Source organism: Rhodoferax sp. UBA5149, from assembly GCF_002413825.1.
In the GTDB taxonomy this organism is placed as follows: domain Bacteria; phylum Pseudomonadota; class Gammaproteobacteria; order Burkholderiales; family Burkholderiaceae_C; genus Rhodoferax.
This window is the reverse complement of sequence record NZ_DHXT01000137.1, coordinates 1-3,125: the sequence shown is the minus strand read 5'-3', so window position 1 is coordinate 3,125 and position 3,125 is coordinate 1. Positions and strand designations below refer to the sequence as shown.

Here is a 3,125-nt window from a genome sequence, read left to right as displayed (position 1 = left end):
GGTTTTGAAGCGCAGATCGCCACTTGGCCAGTGGATGTGCAAACGCATCTGAAAAAAATACTCACTGACGCCTTCTGGGCATGAACCACGGAATCCCCATGAACACGACGACGACCGCCAGAAGCAGCGCCATGAACCCCTCGGACCACCCCGCACCGCCGCCCGTTTTGTGGAAGGTCTATATGGCATTTCTGGTGCCCATGATCATCAGCAACATCCTGCAGGCGCTCTCGGGCACGGTGAACAACATCTATCTGGGTCAAATGCTGGGCGTGAGCGCCATGGCGGCGGTCTCGGCGTTCTTTCCGGTGCTGTTCTTCCTGATCGCCTTCATGATTGGCATGGGCTCGGGCGCCGCCGTCCTGATTGGTCAGGCCTGGGGCGCCAGAGAAATTGGCCGCGTCAAGGCCATTGCCGGCACCACACTGATGGTGGGCCTGTGCGCAGGATTGACCGTGGCCCTCTTTGGCGGTGCGTTCACGGAAATGATGCTACGCGCCCTGGGCACGCCCGCTGACATATTGCCGGACGCGACCGCCTACGCCCGCATCATGTTGCTGGCAACACCCGGCGTCTTTGTCTTTTTGCTGGTCACCTCGATGCTGCGCGGCGTCGGCGACACCACCACACCGCTGAAGACGCTGCTGATCTCCACCGCTGTCGGTCTGTTGCTGACCCCGGCACTGATCCGCGGCTGGGCCGGTTTGCCGCGCATGGGTGTGGCCAGTGGTGCTTACGCTGCCGTGGTGTCTTACCTCATCGCGCTGAGCTGGACCGCCTGGTATTTGCTGCGAAAAAAGCATGTCCTGGCGCCTGACGCCGCGTTCATGAAGCACCTTCGCATCGACCGCGGCATTCTGAAAAAAGTCTTGCTCGTCGGCCTGCCCACGGCCTTGTCGATGATCACGATCTCGGTGGCCGAAATTGCCGTGCTGTTTTTGGTCAACCGCTATGGCTCGCAAGCCACGGCGGCCTATGGCGCGGTCAACCAGATCGTGTCGTACGTGCAGTTCCCCGCCATTTCCATCGCCATCACCGCCTCCATCCTGGGCGCACAAGCCATTGGCGGCGGGCGGGCTCACACCCTGGGCAAGATTGCCCGCACCGGCATCATCATGAACGTGATGCTGACGGGCTCACTGGTGTTGCTGGGCTATCTGTTTTCGCGCAGCATCATCGGGCTGTTTATCACTGACGCGGCCGTCGTGAACATGGCACAAACGCTGTTGCACATCATGCTGTGGAGCAGCGTCATCATGGGCATGTCCATGGTGCTGTCAGGCTTGATGCGGGCCAGCGGCTCGGTATTTGCGCCTACCGCTATTGCGATGTTTGCCATTGCATGCATTGAAATTCCGGTGGCTTGGGTCTTGAGCAGCACCTACGGCTTGAATGGCATTTGGGCGGCCTACCCCGTGGCGTTTTTGTCCATGCTGGCCATGCAAACAAGCTATTACCGGCTGGTTTGGCGGAAAAAACCAATCCGCAGACTGTAACGATTGCCCTGACGGTAGACTCAAGCGACCATCAACATTAACCGACACCCCGGAGACTTTCATGATTCTCGAACTCGCTGACATCCGCATTCACCCCGGTCAGAACGCCGCTTTTGAAGAGGCCATCCAGCGCGGTTTGAAAAGCGTCATCCATGAGGCCAAGGGGTTTCAGGGCTACAAGGTCAACCGGGGTATTGAAAATACCGAGCGCTATATTCTTCAAATTTTCTGGGACACGCTGGAAGACCACACGGTGGGCTTTCGCCAGTCGCCGGCGTTTACCCAATGGCGTGCCATCGTCGGTCCGTTTTTTGCAGGCGTCCCGGTCGTTGAGCACTTTGACCTGGTGGCAAAGTAAACCTGAAAGAAGAAAAGCTTCCCATGCGCTACGTTTTCAATCCCGCCCCCACCGTGTCGGTGCCCGTGCTTGGCACCGCTTCACATTTTCCGGTTCACCGCATTTACTGCGTGGGGCGCAACTACGAAGAACACGCCAAAGAGATGGGCTTTACCGGCCGCGAGCCACCCTTCTTCTTTCTGAAACCGACCGACGCGCTGGTCGTGGTCAACGCCGGCGAATCAGCCGCCATGCCTTACCCCAGCCTTACCAAGAACCTGCATCACGAAATCGAACTGGTGGTGGCCATTGGCACGGGCGGCAAAAATATCCAGGCGGGCGACGCCCACAAACACATTTTTGGCTACGCCGTGGGCCTGGACATGACGCGCCGTGACCTGCAAAACGAGATGAAAAAACAGGGCCGTCCCTGGTGCATTGGCAAAGCCTTTGATCATTCGGCGCCGATCGGCCCCATCACCCCAGTTGACCAGGCAGGCGATATCGCCAACGCCGAGATCTACCTGCAGGTCAACGGCCAGGATCGCCAACGCAGCCATGTGTCCAAACTGATCTGGAACATCGCTGAGACGATCGAGCACCTGTCAGCCGCATGGGAACTGCAGCCCGGCGACCTGATTTACACCGGAACCCCCGAGGGCGTGGCCGCCGTGGTGGCTGGCGACACCATGACGGCTGCCGTGACCGGGCTGGAACCCATCAAGGTCACAGTCGATTAAGGCCACATTACACTGCCCTCATGCTTCGCTCCCCCATCAAACACTGCAAAAACTGCGGCACGGCCGTGGTTTACCGAATTCCGGACGATGGCGACACCAAAGAACGCGCTGTCTGCTCCGCCTGTCAGACCATCCACTACGAGAATCCTCTCAACGTGGTGGGCACCGTACCCTATTGGGGTGACAAGGTGCTGCTGTGCAAGCGCAATATCGAGCCGCGTCGGGGCAAGTGGACGCTGCCCGCCGGTTTTATGGAATTGAACGAAACCGTGGCCGAAGGCGCCGCGCGTGAAACGCTGGAAGAAGCCGGCGCCCAGTTTGAGCTGGAAGATTTTTTCACGCTTCTGAACGTCGCCCGCGTCGGGCAGGTCCACATGTTTTACCGGGCTCGCCTGCTCAGCGACACATTCGACCCCGGCTTTGAGACCATCGAAGCCCGCCTGTTTGCCGAAGACGAAATACCCTGGGACGAGATCGCGTTCCGAACCGTCAAGGAAACGCTGGAACACTACTTTGCAGACCGCCGCGCTGGCCACTTCTCCATTCATGTCA

General features: G+C 59.0%; 4 protein-coding genes. All 4 read left to right on the top strand.

Going from position 1 to position 3,125, the window contains the following annotated elements:
• Positions 1-98: 98 nt before the first annotated feature.
• A complete protein-coding gene (locus B3V69_RS11870; RefSeq protein WP_414707519.1) occupies positions 99-1,496 on the top strand; it encodes an MATE family efflux transporter in 1,398 nt (465 codons plus the stop codon).
• A 61-nt stretch (positions 1,497-1,557) separates the two neighbouring features.
• Entirely contained in the window at positions 1,558-1,854 is a 297-nt protein-coding gene (locus B3V69_RS11865) for an antibiotic biosynthesis monooxygenase family protein (protein ID WP_296446784.1), read from the top strand.
• A gap of 23 nt (positions 1,855-1,877) precedes the next feature.
• The gene (locus B3V69_RS11860) at positions 1,878-2,573 is read left to right on the top strand and encodes a fumarylacetoacetate hydrolase family protein (protein WP_296446782.1); all 696 of its coding nucleotides are present in this window, start codon (positions 1,878-1,880) and stop codon (positions 2,571-2,573) included.
• A gap of 20 nt (positions 2,574-2,593) precedes the next feature.
• Positions 2,594-3,125: NUDIX hydrolase (locus B3V69_RS11855; protein ID WP_296446780.1), on the top strand; the 532-nt coding region annotated here is incomplete at its 3' end.